At 59.0% G+C, this 20966-nt stretch carries 19 protein-coding genes and 2 pseudogenes; 7 read left to right on the plus strand and 14 right to left on the minus strand.

Going from position 1 to position 20966, the window contains the following annotated elements; all coding sequences use genetic code 11:
- Window positions 1-125 precede the first annotated feature (125 nt).
- Both KX729_RS34485 and KX729_RS30180 read left to right on the plus strand, forming a co-directional pair.
- Complete coding sequence (locus KX729_RS34485; RefSeq protein ID WP_219746151.1) at window positions 126-1331, plus strand: GGDEF domain-containing protein; 1206 nt, start codon at window positions 126-128, stop codon at window positions 1329-1331.
- A gap of 98 nt (window positions 1332-1429) precedes the next feature.
- Complete coding sequence (locus KX729_RS30180) at window positions 1430-2710, plus strand: hypothetical protein (RefSeq protein WP_219746152.1); 1281 nt, start codon at window positions 1430-1432, stop codon at window positions 2708-2710.
- A 95-nt stretch (window positions 2711-2805) separates the two neighbouring features.
- Here KX729_RS30180 and KX729_RS30185 read toward each other — a convergent pair.
- The 3 genes and pseudogenes from KX729_RS30185 to KX729_RS30195 form a co-directional block, all read right to left on the minus strand.
- Window positions 2806-3211: pseudogene (locus KX729_RS30185) on the minus strand (OsmC family protein).
- A gap of 118 nt (window positions 3212-3329) precedes the next feature.
- Window positions 3330-3890: a YcxB family protein gene (locus KX729_RS30190; RefSeq protein WP_219746153.1), complete on the minus strand. Its 561-nt coding sequence runs from the start codon at window positions 3888-3890 to the stop codon at window positions 3330-3332.
- A 91-nt stretch (window positions 3891-3981) separates the two neighbouring features.
- Window positions 3982-4401 (minus strand): VOC family protein, encoded by a 420-nt coding sequence (locus KX729_RS30195; protein WP_219746154.1) that lies wholly within the window; start codon window positions 4399-4401, stop codon window positions 3982-3984.
- Between the two features lie 320 nt (window positions 4402-4721).
- Between KX729_RS30195 and KX729_RS34305 the strand changes: the two genes are divergently transcribed.
- From KX729_RS34305 to KX729_RS30215, 4 genes and pseudogenes are all read left to right on the plus strand, one after another.
- Window positions 4722-5015, plus strand: coding sequence for an I78 family peptidase inhibitor (locus tag KX729_RS34305; protein WP_219746155.1), 294 nt, complete (start codon window positions 4722-4724; stop codon window positions 5013-5015).
- Window positions 5016-5171: 156 nt separating this feature from the next.
- On the plus strand, window positions 5172-5414 hold the full coding sequence (locus tag KX729_RS34700) for a GNAT family N-acetyltransferase (protein ID WP_376776097.1): 243 nt from the start codon (window positions 5172-5174) through the stop codon (window positions 5412-5414).
- Window positions 5415-5459: 45 nt separating this feature from the next.
- Window positions 5460-6050: pseudogene (locus tag KX729_RS30210) on the plus strand (3'-5' exonuclease); the annotation flags it as partial.
- An 85-nt stretch (window positions 6051-6135) separates the two neighbouring features.
- The gene (locus KX729_RS30215) at window positions 6136-7308 is read left to right on the plus strand and encodes an MFS transporter (protein ID WP_376776098.1); all 1173 of its coding nucleotides are present in this window, start codon (window positions 6136-6138) and stop codon (window positions 7306-7308) included.
- A 113-nt stretch (window positions 7309-7421) separates the two neighbouring features.
- On the opposite strand, the gene KX729_RS30220 is transcribed toward KX729_RS30215, so the two are convergent.
- Window positions 7422-7976, minus strand: a complete 555-nt coding sequence (locus tag KX729_RS30220) for an NUDIX domain-containing protein (RefSeq protein WP_246617978.1) — start codon at window positions 7974-7976, stop codon at window positions 7422-7424.
- An 814-nt stretch (window positions 7977-8790) separates the two neighbouring features.
- Between KX729_RS30220 and KX729_RS30225 the strand changes: the two genes are divergently transcribed.
- The gene (locus KX729_RS30225) at window positions 8791-9051 is read left to right on the plus strand and encodes a hypothetical protein (RefSeq protein ID WP_219746158.1); all 261 of its coding nucleotides are present in this window, start codon (window positions 8791-8793) and stop codon (window positions 9049-9051) included.
- 346 nt (window positions 9052-9397) lie between these two features.
- On the opposite strand, the gene KX729_RS30230 is transcribed toward KX729_RS30225, so the two are convergent.
- The 10 genes from KX729_RS30230 to KX729_RS30275 form a co-directional block, all read right to left on the minus strand.
- A complete protein-coding gene (locus KX729_RS30230) occupies window positions 9398-10246 on the minus strand; it encodes an alpha/beta fold hydrolase (protein WP_219746159.1) in 849 nt (282 codons plus the stop codon).
- Between the two features lie 24 nt (window positions 10247-10270).
- Window positions 10271-11968 (minus strand): DUF885 domain-containing protein, encoded by a 1698-nt coding sequence (locus KX729_RS30235; RefSeq protein WP_219746160.1) that lies wholly within the window; start codon window positions 11966-11968, stop codon window positions 10271-10273.
- A 64-nt stretch (window positions 11969-12032) separates the two neighbouring features.
- Window positions 12033-13526, minus strand: a complete 1494-nt coding sequence (locus KX729_RS30240) for an ABC transporter substrate-binding protein (RefSeq protein WP_219746161.1) — start codon at window positions 13524-13526, stop codon at window positions 12033-12035.
- Window positions 13527-13634: 108 nt separating this feature from the next.
- Complete coding sequence (locus KX729_RS30245) at window positions 13635-14213, minus strand: peroxidase-related enzyme (RefSeq protein ID WP_219746162.1); 579 nt, start codon at window positions 14211-14213, stop codon at window positions 13635-13637.
- On the minus strand, window positions 14210-14701 hold the full coding sequence (locus KX729_RS30250; protein WP_219746163.1) for a CMD domain-containing protein: 492 nt from the start codon (window positions 14699-14701) through the stop codon (window positions 14210-14212). Before KX729_RS30250 ends, KX729_RS30245 begins: the two co-directional genes overlap by 4 nt.
- Before the next feature lie 16 nt (window positions 14702-14717).
- Window positions 14718-16973, minus strand: coding sequence for a molybdopterin-dependent oxidoreductase (locus KX729_RS30255; RefSeq protein WP_219746164.1), 2256 nt, complete (start codon window positions 16971-16973; stop codon window positions 14718-14720).
- A gap of 6 nt (window positions 16974-16979) precedes the next feature.
- Complete coding sequence (locus tag KX729_RS30260; protein ID WP_219746165.1) at window positions 16980-17906, minus strand: ABC transporter ATP-binding protein; 927 nt, start codon at window positions 17904-17906, stop codon at window positions 16980-16982.
- Window positions 17903-18913, minus strand: coding sequence for an ABC transporter ATP-binding protein (locus KX729_RS30265; RefSeq protein WP_219746166.1), 1011 nt, complete (start codon window positions 18911-18913; stop codon window positions 17903-17905). Before KX729_RS30265 ends, KX729_RS30260 begins: the two co-directional genes overlap by 4 nt.
- A 6-nt stretch (window positions 18914-18919) precedes the next feature.
- The gene (locus KX729_RS30270; protein ID WP_219746167.1) at window positions 18920-20110 is read right to left on the minus strand and encodes a M24 family metallopeptidase; all 1191 of its coding nucleotides are present in this window, start codon (window positions 20108-20110) and stop codon (window positions 18920-18922) included.
- A complete protein-coding gene (locus KX729_RS30275) occupies window positions 20107-20964 on the minus strand; it encodes an ABC transporter permease (RefSeq protein ID WP_219746168.1) in 858 nt (285 codons plus the stop codon). Before KX729_RS30275 ends, KX729_RS30270 begins: the two co-directional genes overlap by 4 nt.
- Between the last annotated feature and the right edge of the window lie 2 nt (window positions 20965-20966).

A 20966-nucleotide genomic window follows, 5' to 3' on the forward strand; every position in this document is an offset into this window, starting at 1 on the left:
GGAGCTCCGTACAAGTTGCCATTCGCCGCGGAGGACGACCCATTCGCTCAAATGCATCTCAAAATATTCATGAGGCTTTTATTCCGTACGGGTAGCCGTTGCGATGTCAGTGCAAAGGAGACTGCGTGCCGGATTTTCTTACGCTTTACCTCGTTGTTATGCTTCTCAATCTTTCGCACTGCCTGATGTGGGGTTTGATCGCCTATCGATACAGGGATCTGCGGGCCGCTCGGTTGTGGCTTGCCGGCAGCGCCGCAAGCGTCGCCGGAAGGGTTGCCCTTTCACTTCAAGGCGAAAGCGGCTTGATGCTGAACACCGTCGGAGGCAATGGCTTCATCATCTTTGGCTTTTATTTAAATTGGTGTGGCGCACGTTGCTTGCACGGCGACAACGTTGAACGGACCCAAGTCTCATACCTGCTGGGTAGCAGCGTTCTTGTGATGGCGGCGACGTTTCACCTCTGGTATGGCCGTAATCCGATCTACACATTGGCTCAGTCACTCCCGCTCGCACTGACGGCAATCTACCTGATCCGACCCTCTCGCCGAGACCTGGGCGCGATCATTGCCAGCACAGCCATTGCCATGGGCGCATTGTCTCATTGTATTATCGCCGGCGGCAACATCCTCATCGTAACGGGTATGAGACCTGATTTGCACCTTTACCAAGCCGCATCGATCGATCTTCTCGTATTTTTATTTGCCGCGGTCATCTGGAACTTTGGGTTTCTCATTTGCGCTTTCGACCGCCTGCAAGCGAAGGTCGAGCAGCTGGCGAATGAGGACGAGCTGACAGGGATCGCCAATCGCCGGATGTTGACGGAACACCTGAACAGAATTTGCGGGAAGCAGAAAGGCGCCAATTTCAGCCTGCTATTGTTGGACCTCGACCGTTTCAAGGCCATCAACGATAGGTATGGCCACGCAGCGGGCGACGCGGCACTAAAGCACGCGGCAGCCGTAATAACGAAACAGTTGCGGCAAGGCGACGTCTTTGCGCGGCTCGGCGGCGACGAATTCTGCTTGTTGTTGCGAGCTGCGACCGCAGCCGAGGCGACGCTTATCGCCAAAAGGATCGTGAGCACAGTCAAAGCCACGCCATTTCCGTGGGAAGCCCTTCAACTGAGCCTCACGGTTAGCATCGGAATAGCATCGTCGGAGGGGACACAGATCAGCCCGGAGGCGCTTTTGGACAGCGCGGACCGGGCGCTATACGAGACGAAGCGGCGTGGCCGCGATGGGTATTCCGTTTTTGCCTTGCCTCTCGACCATAGCAACAACATCGTCCGGCTTGACCACTTTCCAGCTTCCGGCTCGGCCGTCAGGAGCTAGCGAGGGGTGCCAGTGTTTATCAAGCGATCACGGCGCGTCTGGCGAAATGAGAGCGTGGCCGGTAGAATGGCATGTCTCTACCGGTATTTGGGTGATACATGCGCGTTTTCTACTCTACTGTGATCGCCTATCTCACCGGAGCTCTCGCCGCCCATGCGGCCGACGCGGTTACCTATTCTGGATCCCTAGGCTCGCTGCCAATCATTCTTGAATTGACATCACCGGGTCCCAATGGCCTTCGGGCGGGGCGTTATGCCTATCTCGCCAAGGGCGGTGACATTGCGTTGCACGGCATGAAGAGCGCCGGCGCCGGTACTCTGCGGCTCGCCGAGGAAAAGCCCTGTACAGAAACGCTCTGCAAAACCACCGGTGGCGAGGTCATCGACGTCGCGCCGATCGCTGCGGAATGGGATTTGAGCACCGATGGTGGCCAGGGCCTTTCTGGGACATGGCGGGACAAGGAGACCGGCAAGACATTGCCGGTCAAGCTCCTCAAGAGGGGTGAGAGGGCTATTTCCCCCAGTGAGCCCGACCTGCTAGCCGCTCTCGATCCGAGCTATGCGCAAGCCGGTACCGACGAGCCGACGGTCCTGACCAAAGACAGCCTGCCCTATGATTTTTTGAAGATGGACCGTCCGCTGAAAAAAGGCATCGTTGAAGATTTCGGCGGCAATAGCTACCGGATGGACGACGACAGCCGAACGGGGCTTTCCTATCCAGTCGTCCTGACGATCGGGAAGGTCAATCCGGCGCCACTCAATCGCTATCTTGCGCAACAGCGCCTGCAGTTCGCTCTCCCTGCTTTTTGGTGCATGACGAAAGCCTATCTCGGCTTCGGCTGGTCCGGGCAGGATGCAGAAGGTTCGACGGGATACGACGGTGGCGGTTCTGTCACGGTTGAACATCTGACGACCCGCCTCATGGGCATCGCGGAAAATGGCAGCTATTGGTGTGGTGGCGCGCATCCTAGTAATTTCGGAGACCATCGTCTCGCCGATGCCCGCACGGGCAAGGCACTCGTGCCCGAAACCCTCCTGCGCCGCTGGGTCGCAACCAACGGGGATGGGGCCGAGGTCGATCCTTCCACGGTGGCTGATCCATCGCTGCTCAGCTTTGGACCAAACGAAGACCTCATCCAGTTCGTTATCAAAAACCGCGACAGATCTGATGACGAGACGGAGAAGGACTGTGGCTTCGACGACCTCGTTCGCAGCAATCTCGGCGTCTATTTCACCAAGGATAACCTTGTCTTCACTCTGAAGGGCCTGCCGCACGTCATATTCGCCTGTACCGAAGATCTGTTGACGGTGCCGCTTAAGGATGCGCGTTCACTCTTCACAGACGTGGGTGCCGGATATTTCAAAGTGCTGGATCGCTAGACCAAGCTGGGGCAGCGTTTCGCTAACGATAGAGGGGCCTCGGCCCTGATTGGATTCGAGCCGTCTACCCGATTTAACTTCAATGGGAGTTGCCTTCATGGCAATTCCAGGGTGCTCTTGACGCCCTTGTTGAGTGAATTCGCCAGCGTGCATACTGACCAAGCGCGAGATATGACCCGTTCCGGGTTCGAACCATCGCTTGTCTCGCACCACACGCTCAGGACAGCGCTTGTCGCGAGTAAAGGTGATCCCTTCCAGTTCTATACTGACCGTTACAGCGATTTCCCCAAGCTCTACCCTGAGTTCGTGAGCTGCATACCGAAGGTCATTGCAATAGCATCCGCCGATCGCCAACCCGAGAAGTTGCGCACCATTGAAGCCCAGCCCCTTGCCCCCTGCCTTCCCGTCAGGCCGATCCACGACCACAGTGTGGCCCCCGGCCCATCCCAGCGCGGCTTCTGTGCCCGCAACATTTCGCAGTTCAACAACTGATTGGACCATGGCTTCCTCCTTGGCATCCGCACAAAACGTGCGCCGCAAGTGCCACCCCGTCAACTTGCGAGGCATTTCCCCCAACGGTAAGCCCCTGAGAAGCTTATCAAAGGCACTAGTATTTGCCTCAAGTTCCGATGCCACGTCCTGCCGATATTTGCGCGCTCGCATAGCGAAGGGCGTCCTCAAAACGCCTTTGATTTTCGAAGCTGCGTCTTGGCAGAATGAAGGCTTCCCGGTTTGATATCGGCAGCATCAGATAATCTTTCTCTCGAATGATGCGTTTCACACTCGCCCAGGGAACGGTGGAATCTGCCACGTTTGACTTCACATGAATGGCATCATCGTTGAGGGATATGGTGATGGTGGCGTCCGCGGACGCGATTTGCCGATAGGACAGAAACGATGCTCCCCATGCCAGCCAGTGCGTGGCCAGTGACACCAGCGCGACGACGACGAGACCGACAGGTAGCCAAAGCCAGGAACTGCTGTCAGCTACCGCGTTGATCATGATCAGCGGATTGTAGAGATCCGTGAAGAAGACCAGAAGACACCAGACCGAAAACAGCCAAAGAACCAACGTGACTATGCTGCGGTGCCAGGGGCGGCGAGTGAGCGCCCGCGCCATGGCGGCATAGTCCCACGCGGTCAGGGTGTAGGTGATCTGGAACGTAGGTTCGGCTTGCATTGAGATATCCGACGAGAAATTGAAGGCCTTACATCGTGAGATGACGCTGTCTCCGGACTACCATTGCTGTCGCTCCGGATATGCAGGAAGATCAATCAACAACAGTGGTGAGAATGCGCAGCACTGTCGACGCGGACTTACCTTGTCGGTTAGACCGTGCTGTTAGTTTGTGTCCGTCCGGATCGCGAAGATAGGCGACGAAGGCCCCGTTCGGACGCTCGTTCGGCGGGCTCTCGATGGACGTGCCGCCATGCTCGACACCAGCGGTGTGCCACGCCAGACCGTGCTCGCGGCTTTGAGCGGCGATACCGATTGTCCCACCATTGGCAACGGTGGCCGGCTTGCCGTCGATCGGTTTGGTGATCATTAGTCGATTGCCTTCGTGCACATAGATCAGCCTGCCGCGCGCATCCATCTCGCCAGGCGCGACACCTAATGCAGCGAAGGTGGCATCGTAGAAGTCCCTTGATCGCTCGAGGTCGTTGCTGCCGATCATGACATGGGTGAACATGGTTTTATCTCCAGTATGGTGTCCAACAAACTCGAACCCGACTATGTGACTTACCATTGAGGCATTCGCAATGCGCACGAATTTTAGCCCACTATCGCCAAGATGCATCAAACGAATGCATTTTCGCGCGATTAGTGCCCCTGCACCGCACGCTCCCGCTTAAATAACTCGGACCCATCAGTATGATGCACCGGGCTTTGACACTACGTGACCCTCTCATGATGTCTGATTGATCAAAATTTCAACATGACTTCCCTGCACAAACGAGCGAGCGGCAATCGGGCCGACAGCTGATGTTATTGATTTGACGAGGGAAGACAATGAATCCTCTTCTGCGTATAGCGCCCGTTGTGGCGTCCCTGTGCGTCATCTCCGGTTTGATCGCCTGTTCCACGGTGTCTGATGTGTCGCGTGGGCGGTGCGATACAGCAGCTGCGCTGGCGCTCGTTGGGCAACCGAAATTGACCGACAGGGCGGCCATGGACCGAACTAGAGCAACCGTCGTACGCCAGATCGCACCCGGCCAGCCCGTCACCCATGATTACCGAAATAACAGGGTGACCCTTGAGACCGATCCGGCCTCCGGGCGCCTGGTGAGGGCGACCTGCGGGTGAGGTCTTGGCACAAAGTCTTCGGGGAGGAACTCATATGCGAGGGAAGAACACGACCGGAGATCACGTCAACGCGATGGAGAAAACGTTGTGATTGAGAAAGCCTTGGTTTACGGCAGGTAATCTTCGAAGCCAGAGAACGGTATGACTATATCCCGGATGGGCCAGAGGAGATCAACGAACAGAATCTGTCTTTGCTTTTCAAATGATGTCCAAAGGCGAGGACACGGAACAGCACTTTTTGAGCGGCTTGAACGGCTGGCGCGTTTACTTGGCATCAACGAGCTTCTCGTGCATTCCGCTACGGACGCAGCAGGCTTCTATCAGAAACTCGGCTTTTCACCGTTTGTATTCGACGCTGGCACTTTCGAGACTGTGCAAATGCGCAAAATGATAGAATGATGCCCTTCGAGCAGAACCCGAACTTGAAAGAAGAGGAAGGGACTTTTGAAAACTGCAATCATATTCGACTGTGAGTTCCTTTGTCTCGAAGGGTCGCAACGCAGATTTTGGTGCGCCGCCCACGACCGCGATCCAGTCATTGCCCAGATCGGCGCGGTAAAGCTTGGTTTGGAAGCTGACTTTCCGATCCTTGACACCTACAAGGCCTACGTCCGGCCGATGAATCTATTTGGAAGCGGTTGCGCTCGATCCCTTCTTCACGAAGCTTACGGGGATCACCGAAGAGGTTATCGAGGCGGAAGGCGTGACGTTGCAGGACGCGCTATCCGGCGTCGACAGTTTCTCCAGCGGGGCGCGATTTTGGTCGTGGGGCAAGGATGAACTTAATATGGTCGCCATCAGTTGCTATATCGCCGGCATTGATGCGCCAGTTCCGGCTCAGCGTTTTGATAACGCCGTCAAGCTCCTGCTCGCCGCCGGGATGCCGATCGAGGATTTGGCCAAGACCCCAAGTATCAAGCTTGCCGATTACTACAACGTTGAGCATCCACCCTTGCAGGGCCACGATGCACTCGATGATGCGCTTTCGGTACGTACACCCTGCAACACCTCCTGAAAGCCGGACTGTTACGACCGGGGAGTTTGATTCTCATGATGCCGGAAAACGAATTGGGTATCCGACGGCTACCCGGTACAGAGCGACGTTTCCTGCCCGCACGCCATAGCCGAGGTCCCCATCACGCTTGATATCGCCAGAAATACACCTCCTGTGCGAGGGGTCCTCCGGCGCTGGTTTGCGTCGAACGCCTTGCTGGCCGCCCCCCAGGCCGCCGCACCCGTTGCCTTTGCTCTACTGGCGCTCCCACTGACCGGTGACGCGAAAAGCGGTGCGGCTATCGTCATGGCAATGACCGCTGCGCAGGTGTTGGGAGCAGTCCCCGTCGCTCGCCTAGGCCGAACCTTTAATGCGGTTACATACCTGAAGCTTCTGGTCGTCATCCGGACACTTGCTTTTTCCACCATTGCTTTTCTTGCAGCCTGGAAGGCACCCTTCCTCCTGATGATCATCGCGGGTGCCGCCGCAGGTTTCGTCAACGGAGCAGCCAGCGGCTATATGCGCGCCATCCTGAACTACATCACCGGCCCGGACCGCTTGCTCAAATCACTGGGCATCGCAGCGACACTCAACGAAGTGACGTTCGTCGCAGCACCTGTCGCAGCGTCTCTCCTGGGTTCAATCTCCCCTCCGCTCGCTATCGTCGCCATGACGGTCCTGGGAAGCGCGCCGCTCCAGCTGATTCCCCGCTTGCCCCATGCTCGCGCTCCCCCAGCGGCTGCAACAGATGGTGCCTTGCTCAAGCCTTCGATTTTGCTCTGGCTGTTCTGCGCCATGGCCGGTGGGGCGGCAGTCGCCGCGATCGAGGTTGGTGCGGTCGCTCTTGCACTCGATTCCGCTTTCAAGCCGGGTTTTGGTATCATTTTTACGGTTGCACTTTGCATCGCGTCTGTGTGCGGCGGAGTGTGGGTCAGCGTTCGCAACCGTCTTGCGCAGCGACGGACCGTGATTTTACTTCTCGCCGCCGCTGCGACCGGGATGGCACTGGTCTCTTTGCGGCGTTCGGTCGAAGTGTCCGTCGTCGGCTGCGTGATCGTCGGATTGATGATTGCGCCGCTGGGTACCTACTACTCGGTCGTCCTGGACGGGCTGGCCCCTCCCTCGAAGAGGGCGGAGGTATTTGCCTTGCTACGCACCGCGAACTCCGTTGGGGTCATATTTTCCAGCGCCATGTTGACCTGGACATCGCTTACATGGGCATTGGGCGCTGGTTCGGTATTATTTGCGGGGGCAGCGGTAGCAGTCAGCTTGGTGCGTTTCGGCACCAAACATACGTGACCATTGGCGGTGCGACCACGCCGAAATAGATGTCGGCTCTGTCACTTGAAGAGGCGGCTATCAGGTGGGCATCCTGATCAGCATCGAAGGGGGCACCGTCAAGTCGACCGCAATTAAACGATCAATCCGCGCAGCTTCGCGATCGACAGGGCCGCAACCGTGGCGGCATCGCGTAATTCGCCGGACAGGATCATCGCTTCAACCTGATCGACGGAAAATGATGCCACCACCAAATCCTGCTCCTCGACCGAAAGCCGGGATGGTCCCTGTGACAAGCCGGTGGCGAGGAATATCCGGTACGATTGAGTTGCCGTGCCGTAAAGTGGAAACAATTGTCCGATCTGTTCCACGCGTTCCGCGTGCAGCCCGGTCTCCTCTACCAGTTCGCCCCGTGCTAACTCTTCCGGATCGGCATCTGGATCTTCCTCCCACGACCCCTGCGGAAACTCCCACTGTCGCTGGCCGATCGGGTAGCGGAACTGCTGAACGAGGTAAAGGCGATCCCCGTCGAAGGGCATGATAACCGCAAAGTCCGGCTTATCGACAAAGCCGTAAATGCCGGAACTGCCGTCGCGCCGGCGGATGCTGTCTTCTTTGACCTTCATCCATCGGTTTTCATAAACGACCCTGGAATCTATCGTTTCAATATCTGGCTTGCTGTCGCTCATCGTTCGCCTTTTCAGAGATTTCCAAAAATTGAGGCCCACATGACCAGCCTCCCACGTTTATTGCAAGCCTGGACTAAGGGATGAACCGCGGGCTTGCGAACCCGTTTTCTCGCTTGCGGCTATCGGAGGTTGCCTCGGTAGAAAAACAAGACCAGTGTGAGAGCGATGATCCCAATCACTGCCAAGACAATGGCTCGCCTTGACGACGCACCGTTTCGATATATTAGGGCGGCAACGACGGCGCAGAGCGACCAAATACATGTGACGATAACCAACAGCCATGAATACAAAAACGGACCAAGGTCGTAGCCCCCACCGCCGATTGAAGGTCCGGATGTGGTATCGATTTGGGCGCCGACCAGGATGGCAACCGGTACCGCGAGCGCCGACAACCATATCCCTACCGTCTTGTTTTTCATGATCAGTTACCTAGTTCCGCTGCTGCCGTCCGGCCACAGATTCATAAGTTTGGCCGAAAGATAGCTGGTTGTTCAATCCCCACAGAGTTGACGCACAGGATCCCTCGACATTTCAACTGGATGGGTGATCTTAGGATCCAATTTTGCTTGTTCACACCATGCTGATGGGAATGTTTGGCACGGCATTTTCGAAAGAGGAGACTTCGGATATTGTTGCAGTTCATAATTGCTGGAAGCACCGCCTTGGCCCTGATTGTGCTGTTGGTCTTCATCTGGCCGCGAAGAGTGAGACTGCAGCGGATATTTGGCAGCGGGGTGACAAATAGTTCTGGCGGCCACGACTATCTTCCGCATACCACCGGCTGTAACGACGTCGGCGGAAGCGGCGATTGCTGATGGCAAGGCTCTATTATGTCGGGACCTGCCCACAGTGCGACGATCAAGGCCGCCTTTGTCTCCAGAAGGACGTGACCCGGCAGACGATCTATGCCCATTGCGAGGAATGTGAGTGGGGATTCCGCACACCCGGGGATGTCAGGCAGCCACATCAGGCGTTCTTAACGCTGCTGGAGGAGTATGAAACGGTGAACCCGGCCGAAGATGAAGTCTTGCAATCCTCCTGGGCGCCTCACGTTTTAAAGCGCACCAGTGCCTAAGGTGACCGAGACCTTCACCCGAACCGATGTTATACGCGTCGGCGTATACATGGAGGCTCGACGGAAAACCCCTATTAGTTCTTTGTTTCGCTGCTACCTGGGCTTAGGGGGAAAGTCGTTACACGCGTTGAAAGGAATCGAACGCGCGACAGGTTCGTCAGATAGCTCAAGCGCGTGAAGAGAAAAGCTTCGTGGGATAACGCCCTTCAGGCAATCGCTACCGACACAGAGGGGCCACAAACGAAGACTAAGGCTTTGTTTCATCGTCTGGCTGCCGCGATGGTCATGCAATTCACTGCGGGGTTGGCCGGTTCAGCCGACCCCGCGGACCGCGGACGCGAACCTCTTAGGCTGCGATTGCGGTTCTGTTGAGGAATTCCCGGATCGCAGCGATGACGGTCCTGTGCGCCTCGACATGCACCGCGTGGTTGGCATTCGGAACTTCGAGGTATTCACCCTTCGGAACGCTTTCGGCAATCAGGCGCGAATGGTTCGGCGGGCAGATCCAGTCCTCCGCACCACAAACGACAAGCGTCGGCACCCGTATGTCCTTGAGCTTGTCGCGCAGATCGTAGAGCCGCTCCTTGAATAGGGCGTTGTGGGTTTCGGCATGCAGATGCATCGTCCGCGTGCGCTCGAGTGCGGCATCCGGATCGAACTTCTCGTAATACAGCGGCTGCAGAGCCAGCCAGATCAGCCGCAACTCCGTATCGTCCTTGACGCGGTCGGAGAACATTTTGCCGAGCATGTCCAGCGAGGCGCTGGAGGCTTTGTGAATACGCTCCTTGAACACCACCATCGCATCGTCTTCGTGGTGGAAGCTTGCGGCGGTGCCGCGCAGGATCAGCCGGGAGAGATTGTGGCCATATTTGACCGCATAGGTCAGCGCGATCATGCCGCCGAAAGAGCCGCCTTCCAGGATGATCTTGCGCCCTCCACACAGGTTGACGCGAAAGGCCTCCACGTCGTCGGCCAGCTGTTCGAACGTATACGGCGGCGTCAGGCTGGTTTCGCCGCAGCCGCGCTGATCGTAGGCGATGACGCGGTATTTGTCGGCCAGCACCTTGTAAGCATTGAATTCGCCCTTGCGGTCACCGATACCGCGCCCGCCATGCAGAGCGATGATCGTCTCGGCATTCGGGTCGCCGGCCTCGTCGTAAACAAAGGTCGCGTTGTTGAGAGTGACTGTCGGCATGAATTATCGTCCTTGCTGCTGAAATCAGATTGTCTGCAGATGTTTGGCCTGATGCTCGTCGATCATCGCGTCGATCGTGGCCTCAACCACGGTCATGGGCACGGGGCCGAGTGCCAGGATGCGGTCGTGGAAGGCGCGGATATCGAACGCATCCGCCAGCGCGGCCTCGGTAGTTTCGCGCGCACGTTCGATGGCCATCATGCCCAAGTAATACCCGAGCGCTTGTCCTGGCCAGCTGATGTAGCGATTGAGCTCTGCCTCGACGACATGCGCCGGGAGCCCGGTATTCTCGCTCATGTAGGTTCTGGCTCGCTCGTAGTCCCAGCCGTTGGCGTGGATACCGACATCGACCACCATGCGAACGGCGCGCAGCGCCAGGAAGCTCCACATGCCGAAGAGTTCGTAAGGCGTCTGGTAGATCTCCATCTCGACACCGAGACGTTTTTCGCAATAAAGCGCCCAGGCATTGCCATAGGCAATGCCATACGTTTCCGAGCGGAAAGGCGGACGTCCTTCGTTCTCGGCCGCGAGCGACATTTGAAAACAGTGGCCCGGCACGGCTTCGTGAAGCGTCAGCACAGGGAGGATATAGAGCGGCCGTGTCGCAAGATTGTAGGTGTTGACCAGGTAGAGGCCCGGCGCACCGGTGCCCATCGGATAGGTCGGTGCAATACTGTCCGGCACCGCTTCGATCGCAAACCGTCGCCGCGGCAGCAGGCCGAAAAATCGCTCCAGCCTGCCTTCCACTCGCTTCGCAATCCAGGCAGCCCGCATCAGCAGCTCTTCCGCTGACTTCGGGTAGAATTGCGGGTCATTCTTCACGAATGACAGAAACGCCGGCAAGTCTTCATCAAAGCCGGTGGCGCGCATCGCACCGGTCATGTTCCCGCGGCACGTCTCGACCTCGCGTAAACCAAGATCGTAGATTTCCTGCGGTGTGATTTCGAGCGTGGTGAACTCCCGCACCTTCATCTCGTAATAGGCCACGCCATCGGGAAGATCGGCAGCGGAAATATGGCGGGTTGCCTCATCGGTGTAGGTGTGGCGCATGAAATCCAGCAATTCGGCAAAGGCCGGCATGACTGAGTGTTCGATTGCCGACAGCGCTTCACCTTTCAGCTCCTCCCGTATTTCCGCACGAAGCTGGGGCGGGAATGCGAGGAACGGCTTGAAGTAGTCGGTTTCCTCCGGCTTGCGCGCCAGCACCGCTTCGATTGTTGCGATCACGGCGGGCAGGATGACTGCCGGCTGGCTGAAGCCGCGGGCAAGCCCAGCTTTCATGTTTTCGATGTTCTCGCGAAAATATCGCGGCAGGCCGCGCATCAGCGAGATCGCCGCCCGATATTTCTGCAGGCCATCGAATGTCTCTTCACGGATCGATGCTGCGGTATCGTCCCAGAAGCTCACGAAGCCATTGAAGGGCCGCTCATAATCGCGAAACTGCTGCGACGAACGCAACGCTTCGACTTGCTGGCGAAGAACAAGCAGGTCCTCCTTGCCGGCATGTGAAAGCGCGTCTAGGTCGATCGCCGCGAGGTCTTGGAGAACTTCGCTCCAGAAGCCCAGCTTCTCGTGCTGGGTTTGCGGATCGACTCTCGGCAGGCTTCCACGAAGCGGCACATAGGCGCCGAGCTCCCGCACGACATGCCGTCGGCGAAAGGCCCATTCCCGCGCCGCGATTTCCGCAAGCACGGCATCGGCGGATGAAGCATTGCGTAACATGGCTTGTCCCGAACCGGATGATCGGAGCCGCACGCTCTCGCGCGGCTCCAATTTGATCGATCGCTTAGTTGGCAGGCTTCATGTCGAAAGCGCGGACCCAGTCGTCACCGCGCGCCGCCCAGGTGATTCGCTTTGACAGGCCATAGGTGGTCGGTTGCGTATAGAGGAACAATACCGGCGCCTCATCGCACATGACCTCGGTCGCCTTCTTGTAGGTCGCCAGCCGCTTTGTCTGATCCATCGTCGAACGCCCTTCGACCAGCAGCTTGCCGAATTCGGCATTGTTCCAGTAGGCGTACATGTTGCCCGGCTCGAACAGGGTCAGCAGACCGTCGGCATCGATCGTCGGCCATGCCTGGCTGAGCAGGCTGAGGCGGCCGAGATCCTTGGTCTTCAGGTACTTGTCCATCCAGTTACTGAACTGCATCTCGACGATCTTGGTCTTGACGCCGATTTCTTCCAGCTGGCTGGCAACCGCCTGCACCACTTCCTCGCCGTTGAGATAGGTGCCCGAGGGAACCTCCAGTTCGATCGGCTGAGCCGGAGCGCCGCCTGCCTGTTTCAGCAAATCAGCGGCTTTTTCAGGATCATAGGCGTAAGGCTTAAGGTTCGGATTGAAACCGAAATAGGCCTTCGACATGACTTCGCAACGGGCGATTTCCGCCTGATCGTTGAAGATCGCCTTGACGATACCTTCCTTGTCGACCGCATAATTGAGGGCTTGGCGGAAGAGCTTGTTGTCGAGCGGCGCCTTCTGCGTGTTGAACTTGATGAAGACGGTGCGAGTGCTCGGCACGGCGCCGGCCTGGGCTTTCCCGGTGCCCTTGATGCGTTCGATTTCGGTCGTCGGGATCGAATTGATGAAATCGACTTCACCGGCAAGAAGCGCTGCAACGCGGCTTGCGGCATCCGGAATGACGCGGATCGTGTATTTGGAGAAAGCGGGCTTCTCTCCCCAGTATTTGTCATTGGCTTCCAGCGTGATGCTTTCGCCCGGCTTGACCGAGGTGATCTTGTAAGGACCGCCGGAGGTGGTCTCGCTGGCGGGCTTGTGATCTGCCGCCCATTTCGGCGGCAGGAGGAAGAACATCGAGAGCTGCTCGATCATCGCCGGGTATGGCGAACTCGTCTTGATCTCCAGCTCGGTTGGGCTGACGACCTTGACGTCCGAGATCAGCGTGAACCAGGCCTTGATGCGGGCGTTGACGGCCGGGTCGCGGACGCGATCGAAATTCCACTTGACGAGCTCGGCGTCGATTTTCTCGCCATCGGCGAAGGATGCGTCCGATCGCAGCTTGATGCGCCATGTCAGATCGTCAACCGCCGTCCATTCGGTGGCGAGAGCCGGCTTGACCTTCATGTCCGGCGCGCGCAACACCAGTGACGGATAGATATGGCTGAGAAGGCTGAGATCCGTCCCAACCGACGCGGTCATATGCGGATCGAACGTGTTCATCATGTTCGTCACCGCCACCGTCAGGGTCTTGTCCTGCGCCAGCGCAGTCGACGACATCAGAGCGCCAAGCGCCACTGCGGCAGAAATCAGTTTCCGTTTCATGTTCCGTCTCCGTTGTTTTGAAATATGCTTTATCTTCATGCATTTATTTAGACGAACAAGGAAAGAACTGCTCTATCTCGCAACCGATCGAGAATGAGCGTCCCCGCCCTATTTTCCGTCCACCGGCGTCGAATGGCCAAGCGTGTGCATCAGCCGGTTGGCCCAACCGAAAATCGCCGCGGAATGGATGAGATCGACAATCTCCGCCTTGGAGAGACCGTGTTCGCGCAGCGCCTGCGTCTGCTCTTTCGTCACCTTTGACGGCGTTTCGGACAGCGCTTTGCAGAAATCGACGATGGCCTGGATCTTGGGTTCGAACGGGCCTTCGAGGCCACGCACGTAGATTTCCTCGACCACATCCGCTCGCTCGGAAAGCTCGACATAACGGCGGGCATGGACGGAGGCACAGTAGACGCAACGGTTGACGGCCGAAGCGACCAGAGCCCCGAGTTCCCGCTCCGCCCGATCGAGGCCACCCTTGGCATACATGATCGCGTTGAACAGTTTCGTCCGCGCCACATAGGATTCCGGATCATGCGCCAGTGTCCGCACATAGGGAGAAACCTTCGTGTTCGACGGCGTCACCTGCATCGCGGCAAGCTGTTCCTCGGTCGCCGAAGCGACATCGACCGGCTCGATATAGGGTGCCCAGGAAAGAGCCTTCACCTTGAAACGCGACGTGTTCATGCCACCTGCTCCAGCAATTCCAGACCAGCGATGATGCGCGCCTCGAAATTGACGAAGGCGATCAGCTCGGAAAGCGCGATGATTTGCGGATTGGAAAGCCCGGCCGCCTCAAGGCGCTCGATATCGGCCTTTGTGTTGTTGCGCGGCGTCTTCGTCACCAGATCGGCGTGCCGGACGATCGCGGCCGTAAAACCATCCTGATGCTTCGGAAGCTCGGCGGCCGATGCGATCGCGGTCAGTGCTTCGGCAGCACCGGCCTCTTCCAGCATCAGTTCATAGCTGCGTGCGAGATCGTTGCGGCCGATCATGCGTGCCATGCGGGCGGCCAGGGCGGCACGCAGCGCCGGTCCCAGACCGAAGCCGTGGTTCGGCGACAGGACTGCCTCCCGGCAGATTTCTGCGCCATCGACATAGTCCGGCCGCTCGCGGCGGATGCGATAGACTTCACCGTCCACTCTCAGGCCCGAAAGAATATCGATCTGGTCCATACCTTCAATCCTCATCTCAGAAGCCGCCCGCCGATCCGTGCCACGCACGGATCGAAATCAGGCAGGAATTGGGAGCGGTCGCCTGCGACAGATGGGACGCGGGCGTGATTGCGGTGAGCGTGTTCGGATTGCCGCCGTGGTCCACGCCAGCACCATCAGGTCGGAACCAGCCGCCGGCGGGTAGAACGGCAACGCCCGGCGATAGTCCGGCATCGATCGACAGAGCGGCAATCGTCCGGCCACGATCATTGTAAAGTTCGCAGAGTTGGTCATCCTTCAACTCCAGCGAAGCTGCATCGGCAGCGTTCAGCGTGAAGCGCTCGTAACCGTTCAACTTGGCCTTCTGGCTAACGGAGCCATATTCCAGCTGGCCATGCAGGCGATGTGCGGGCTGCGGGGAAAGAAGGTGGATAGGATGCCGCTCGGCGAGCTCTGCTCCAAGCCATTCTTCCGGCGGCATCCATGTCGGGTGATCGCCCATGTCCGGATAACCGAAAGCGCCGATCGCGGAAGCGATTTCGATCCTGCCGCTCGGCGTTTTCAGCGGGTGGGCAACGGGGTCGGCGACAAAATGACGGAAGTGGTCGGCCGGCGCCGGTGCATCCTCGCCCTCATCGAGCACCGCAAAGCCTCTTAGACGAAACGCCTGAAAATCCGGTAGTTCGGGATATCGTTCGCGATATCCTTCGTAGATCCGCGCCAGCCATTCTTCGATTCCGAGCTTTTCAGTGAAAGCGTCGAGGCAGCCCAGTTTCTCGGCGATGAGGCAATAGGCTTCGTGATCGGTGAGAATACCGGCCGGAGGTTCCATCGCACGGCGGCTGTAGACCAGCCAGTTGTCACGCGAGGAGGCCGCCAGATCGTCACGCTCGAAGGGAAAGGCCGAAGGCAGCACGATGTCCGCCATCCTGGCGGTCCCCGTCCACATGTTTTCGGTAACGATGACTGTATCGGGGCGACGGAAGGCTTCAGCCAACCGGTTCAAGTCCTGATGGTGGTGAAACGGGTTTCCTCCCGCCCACCAGACAAGCCGGATATCCGGCATTTCGAGGCCAAGCCCGTCATAATCGATGGCTCCGCCGGATTTTTCCAGAAGTTCGGTGATACGGGCAACCGGGATATAGTGCCGTACGGGGTTTTTACCCTGCTCGAATGCAGGGCCTTTCAGGCGTCTGACCGGCTGGCCGGTCGAATTGACGGACGTCAGCCCGAAGGAAAAACCGCAACCTCGCTGGCCGACATGGCCCGCCATGGAAGCCAGTGCGATCGCCGACCAGAATGGTTGTTCGCCAAAACGTGCGCGCTGAAGCGACCACGCGACATTGATCAGGCTTCGGCAATCGTGCAGCTCGCCGGCCAGTTCGGTGATGGCTTCTTCCGGAACACCCGAGAGCTTCGAGGCCCAGGCGGCATCCTTCGGTGTGCCGTCCTTCTCGCCGATCAGATAACTTTCGAACTCGGCAAAACCGACCGTGCAATGGCGAAGGAAACTCTCGTTGAAGAGCCCCTGAGCCAGCAACGTGTGGCACATGCCGAGCATGACGGCCGTATCGGTATTGGGCCGGATCGGGATATGCCGAACATTCGGACCCGTCGGAGCATCGCTGGCCGCCGGGCTCAACACGACAAAGCGCACCCCGCGCTCCTGGCAACGCCGCAACCACTCGACGGCGCGATGGCTGCCGGTGCCGCCCGCCTCGACTTGCGCATTCGTCAGCCGGAAGCCGCCAAAACCGATGAGCAGCTCGCAGTTATCGGCAATGTCGCTCCAGGACGGCGACGTATCGCAGGCGTCCTTGTAGTCTACGCCGAGAATGTGAGGCAGCAGCACTCCGGCCGCACCGTAGGAATAGGTGTTGACAGACGATGTGAAGCCGCCGACAAGATTGAGGAGCCGCTTCAGCTGGCTTTGAGCATGATGGAACCGCCCGGCGCTGGCCCAGCCATAGGAGCCGCCAAAAACCGCTTGGCCGCCATGGGTGGAGTGAACCCGGCGAAGCTCGTCGGCGATGATCGTCGAAACCTGATCCCAGGAAACTTCGACGAAGTCTTCCTTGCCTCGCTGCCCACCCGTCCGGGCGAGCGGGCCGCTTTCCAGCCATGAGCGACGCACCATCGGCGCACGAATACGTTCGGGATGATCGGCCAGTTCCAGATAACCAAGTCCCATCTCGGCCGGGTCCGGATCGTGCCGGAACGGCTTCAGGCATGGTTTTCCGTCCACATCCGCGGCGACTTCATAGGTTCCAAAATGCGTCGCGAAAAGGTGCATCCCGCTTCAAGCCTCCAGCACGAAATGCCCCTCGCCGACGGGCCGCAGCACGGCTGCCTCCGGGGGGATATTGGCGTTGACGTCAAAGGAAACGGGCCGGCGGTTACGCTCAATATCCGGATCGGGAACGGGGATCGCCGACAGCAGCGCCCGCGTATAGGGATGCTGCGGGTTTTCGAAAATCGCTTCACAGGGACCGACCTCGACAATCCGGCCACGCAGCATCACGGCGACGCGGTGGCAGAGATAGCGGATCATCGACAGGTCATGGGCGATGAACAGGTAGGTGAGGCCAAGCTCATCCTGGAGATCCTGGAACAGGTTGACGATCTGCGCCTGGATCGAAACGTCCAGAGCGGTAATCGGCTCGTCGGCCACGATGAACGCCGGGTCGAGCGCGATGGCCCGTGCGATGTTCACTCGTTGGCGCTGTCCGCCGGAAAACTCATGCGGGTAGCGCTTCATGAACGCCGGATCGAGACCGACCTTGCGGAAAAGCCCGGCGACCCGGTCTTCCCGTTCCGAGCGGGAGGTCGCGAGGCGATGCACATCCAGCGGCTCGCCGACAAACTCGCCGACCGTCATGCGTGGATTGAGCGAGGCATACGGATCCTGGAAGATGATCTGCATATCGCGCCGATAGGGCTTCAGCATCGGCTTGGACAGGCCGGTGATGTTATTGCCCTTGAAGGATATCTCGCCGCTGGTCGGTTGTTCGAGCTGCAACAGGACGCGTCCCGTCGTGCTTTTGCCGGAGCCGGATTCCCCGACCAGGCCCAGCGTTTCGCCTGCAGCGATCTCGAAACTTACATTATTGACGGCCTTCAACAACGGCGTGGCACCGCCGAAGAAGCTTTTCTCGCCGCCATAGGTCTTGCAGAGCCGGTTGACGGAAACGAGCGGCTGTTGACGGGCCGAAAGGGTCTCGCTCATGGCCTCGCCTCCTGCGTTGCGAGTGCGGCCCGCAGATCATACCAGGCAGCAACCTTGTGACCGGCAACACTATCGGCCGCGTCGACGAGCGGCGGCGTCTCGACCTTGCAGCGATCCGTGGCAAAGGGATTGCGGGGCGCGAACGGGTCGCCGATGGGATCCCGTGTCAGATCGGGCGGATTGCCGGGGATCTGGTAGAGCCGCGTCACACCGCGCTTGCCGCCATGCGGCAGGGATTTGAGAAGACCCCAGGTATAGGCACTGCGCGGATCGTGGAAGACGGACCGAACTGGTCCACGCTCCATGATGCGCCCGCCATACATGACCTGCACGGTATCGGCGAGACCTGCCACCACACCCATGTCGTGGGTGATCCAGATCACGGTCGTGCCGATCTTGCGTTTCAGGTCGCGAACGAGGTCGAGGATCTGCGCCTGGACAGTCACGTCGAGTGCCGTCGTGGCCTCGTCGGCGATGAGCAGTTTCGGATTGCAAGAAATGCCGATGGCGATCATCACACGCTGGCGCATGCCGCCGGAGAACTCGTGCGGATACTGCCCGGCGCGACGCGCCGCGTCCGGAATTCCGACAAGTTCCAGAAGTTCGATGACGCGAGCGCGCGCCTGCGCAGACGTCATGCCGAAATGCCGCTTCAACGGCTCTGCAATCTGCCTCTCGACGGTCAGGACCGGATTGAGAGATGTCATCGGGTCCTGAAAAACAAAGCCAATCTCTTTGCCCCGCAGGTCGAGAAGCTCGCGCTGCGAGAGTTTCAGCAGATCGCGACCGTTGAAAACCACCTCACCCCGCACGATACGGCCCGGCGGCGTAGCGATCAGCCCCACCATCGACAGGGCATGTACGCTCTTGCCCGAACCGGACTCGCCGACGATCCCCAGCGTCTCCCCTTCCTCAATGGTATAGGAAACGTCGTTGACGGCATGCACCGTGCCGGACGGTGTATCGAAGGCGACGGTCAGGTTGCGTACTTCGAGCAGCGGCGCCATGGACGATCAGACCTCCAGATAGCCGCCGGCCGAGCGGGTCAGGTAATCGCGGCCGGTCTCCGTGACGAGAACCGTGTCGGAAATCTGCGTCGCGCAAACACCGGGAACACGGATGTTCGGTTCGAACGTGAAGATCATCCCCGGCTCGAGCACGAGAGGGGAATTGGCATCGAGCGACGAATGTTCATGCGCCCCGAGACCGATGCCGTGACCGATGCGGCCGGGAATATTTGCGCCGTAGCCGCGTGCCTTGAGGCCTTCGCGGGTGCGCTCGAAGAGTTCCCTGTACGGCGTGCCGGGCTTGATATAGGCATCGACCTCGTTACGGATTTCGTGGATTGCGTCGAGCGCCCGCTTGTTGACGTCCGGTAGCGGTCCCATGGCGATCGTGCGCTCGTTTTCCGCGTGAATGCCGTTGGCGATCGTCCAGATCAGCACGGAGACCGCCTCGCCGCGTTGCGGCTTGCGGGTCGTCGGATTATCGCAATTGTAGAACATGCGGGGGCCGGAAAGCGCCCATGTCGCCATGCCGTTCTGCACGCCGCCTTCCAGCGAACCGAAGTCCGCCACCTCGACATCCGGATATTCGGCTGCCCAGAGCTTGTTCATCTCGTGCATGGACGCGATACAAACTTCGCGCTCGTTGCCACCCGCGGCAAGTGCCGCCACAGCGGTATCCATGCCGAGATCTGCGACACGCGCCGCAATGCGGGCATGGGCAATCTCGTCCGGATCCTTGATGAGGCGGCAGTGATCGATGAGGTGGCTGACATCGGCGAATTTCGCATTCGGCAGCGCCTTGCTAAGCTGGCTGAGGCGGCTGATCGAGATGAAGTCCTCCTCGATCCCGACCGCCTTGTCCGCGACGCCCAGGTCGCCGAGGATCGATGCAAGCGCATCCTGCCAGTTCGGCCCCATCGTCACCTTCGTCGACCACGAACCGTAGAGACGGATATCCGGCACCCAGGCACTGGCCCGGCCATGATCGTCACGCAGCGCATGAACAAGCATGATCGGATCCCGGTTCGGCGTCAGGATGGCGATGACCGGGTGGGAATAGATGATCGGGTTGAAGCCGGTGAAATAAAAGCTGTTTTCCGGCTTGAAGGAGACGATGACGTCAACGCCCTGCTTGTCCATCGCGCCCTTGAGACGGTTGACGCGAGGCGGCAAATTGGAGGAGGAAATCTGGTTCATCGCATCGTCCTCAGTTTCGGGTCGAAATAATCGCGCAGCCAGTCACCCAGGAGGTTGACGCTGAGCACGGTGAGCAGGATGGCGATCCCCGGGAATGTGACGATCCACCAGGCCGTCGAGATGTAGACGCGGCCATCGGCAAGCATGCGTCCCCAGCTCGGGTTCGGCGGCTGAACGCCGAGGCCGAGGAAGGACAGCGCGGCATCCATGATGATGATGCGCGCCAATTCCAGCGTCGCTATGACCAGCGCCGGGGTCATGACATTGGGGAGAAGATGTTTGATCATGATCCGCCATGTGCCGGCGCCAATGGCGTGAGCGGACAAAATGAACTCCCGCTCGCGCAGAGCCAGCACTTGCCCGCGAATGATGCGGGCGTATCGCAGCCAGCTGGTCAGCGACAGGACGATGATGAGGTTGGTCGTGGATGGCCCGAGCGCGGCGATAACCAGCAAGGCGAGCAACATCAGCGGCAGGGCGAGCTGGATATCGACGATGCGCATCAGCACGCGGTCAACCATGCCTCGATAATAGCCTGCGACGATGCCGAGCAACGTGCCGACGATCCCGCCGAGCACGACAGCTGCCGCGGCGATCGCCAGCGTCACACGGCTTCCATGGACGATGCGCGAGAGAATATCGCGCCCGAGTTCATCGGTTCCGAGCGGATGCGCGCCCGGCGAGAACGCCCCTGTCCAAGTTGGCGCGACCATGCGTGCCACGAGGTTGGAGCGGGTCGGCACCGGCAGTCCGAGATAGGGCGCCAAAAGCGCGGCCAGCACGAAAACCAGCACCAGCACGAAACCGAACAGACCGGCGCGGCTTTTGAGAAGGGCGAGGAAAAAGGACTTCATGA

Origin of the sequence: Neorhizobium populisoli (assembly GCF_019430945.1) — a bacterium.
Lineage (GTDB): Bacteria > Pseudomonadota > Alphaproteobacteria > Rhizobiales > Rhizobiaceae > Neorhizobium > Neorhizobium populisoli.

Bases quoted from the DNA above. Each gene is read 5' to 3' on its own strand.
- KX729_RS30180 (WP_219746152.1), top strand. From the start codon at position 1,430: ATGCGCGTTTTCTACTCTACTGTGATCGCCTATCTCACCGGAGCTCTC.
- KX729_RS30190 (WP_219746153.1), bottom strand. From the start codon at position 3,890: ATGCAAGCCGAACCTACGTTCCAGATCACCTACACCCTGACCGCGTGG.
- KX729_RS30195 (WP_219746154.1), bottom strand. From the start codon at position 4,401: ATGTTCACCCATGTCATGATCGGCAGCAACGACCTCGAGCGATCAAGG.
- KX729_RS34305 (WP_219746155.1), top strand. From the start codon at position 4,722: ATGAATCCTCTTCTGCGTATAGCGCCCGTTGTGGCGTCCCTGTGCGTC.
- KX729_RS34700 (WP_376776097.1), top strand. From the start codon at position 5,172: ATGGGCCAGAGGAGATCAACGAACAGAATCTGTCTTTGCTTTTCAAAT.
- KX729_RS30220 (WP_246617978.1), bottom strand. From the start codon at position 7,976: ATGAGCGACAGCAAGCCAGATATTGAAACGATAGATTCCAGGGTCGTT.
- KX729_RS30225 (WP_219746158.1), top strand. From the start codon at position 8,791: ATGGCAAGGCTCTATTATGTCGGGACCTGCCCACAGTGCGACGATCAA.
- KX729_RS30230 (WP_219746159.1), bottom strand. From the start codon at position 10,246: ATGCCGACAGTCACTCTCAACAACGCGACCTTTGTTTACGACGAGGCC.
- KX729_RS30235 (WP_219746160.1), bottom strand. From the start codon at position 11,968: ATGTTACGCAATGCTTCATCCGCCGATGCCGTGCTTGCGGAAATCGCG.
- KX729_RS30240 (WP_219746161.1), bottom strand. From the start codon at position 13,526: ATGAAACGGAAACTGATTTCTGCCGCAGTGGCGCTTGGCGCTCTGATG.
- KX729_RS30245 (WP_219746162.1), bottom strand. From the start codon at position 14,213: ATGAACACGTCGCGTTTCAAGGTGAAGGCTCTTTCCTGGGCACCCTAT.
- KX729_RS30250 (WP_219746163.1), bottom strand. From the start codon at position 14,701: ATGGACCAGATCGATATTCTTTCGGGCCTGAGAGTGGACGGTGAAGTC.
- KX729_RS30255 (WP_219746164.1), bottom strand. From the start codon at position 16,973: ATGCACCTTTTCGCGACGCATTTTGGAACCTATGAAGTCGCCGCGGAT.
- KX729_RS30260 (WP_219746165.1), bottom strand. From the start codon at position 17,906: ATGAGCGAGACCCTTTCGGCCCGTCAACAGCCGCTCGTTTCCGTCAAC.
- KX729_RS30265 (WP_219746166.1), bottom strand. From the start codon at position 18,913: ATGGCGCCGCTGCTCGAAGTACGCAACCTGACCGTCGCCTTCGATACA.
- KX729_RS30270 (WP_219746167.1), bottom strand. From the start codon at position 20,110: ATGAACCAGATTTCCTCCTCCAATTTGCCGCCTCGCGTCAACCGTCTC.
- KX729_RS30275 (WP_219746168.1), bottom strand. From the start codon at position 20,964: ATGAAGTCCTTTTTCCTCGCCCTTCTCAAAAGCCGCGCCGGTCTGTTC.